The following is a 276-nucleotide window of genomic DNA, read 5'->3' on the forward strand; positions in this document are numbered from 1 at the left end:
TGTAAGTATCCCAGCTTTAGTTCCACACACTTTTTGAGAATTCCGGTTTTTCAGCCATCAGCCGGTACTCTTCCGGCGTCAGGTTGTTCAGGGATTCGTGAGGTCGCTCGTTGTTATATTCCATCAGCCAGCGTCCGGTGATTTCCCGTGCTTCATTCAGTGTTCTGAACAGGTAAAAATCCAGGATTTCTGTCCGGTACGTCCGGTTAAACCGTTCGATAAACGCATTTTGCGTCGGCTTACCCGGTTTGATAAATTCGAGCTGCACGCCATGTT

1 protein-coding gene is annotated in these 276 nt (G+C 48.2%); it reads right to left on the reverse strand.

What is annotated here, in order from left to right; translation table 11 throughout:
- Positions 1-16: 16 nt before the first annotated feature.
- Positions 17-276: integrase core domain-containing protein (locus GKAS_RS23410; protein ID WP_035897933.1), on the reverse strand; the 260-nt coding region annotated here is incomplete at its 5' end.

The organism is Kluyvera ascorbata ATCC 33433, assembly GCF_000735365.1.
GTDB lineage: Bacteria > Pseudomonadota > Gammaproteobacteria > Enterobacterales > Enterobacteriaceae > Kluyvera > Kluyvera ascorbata.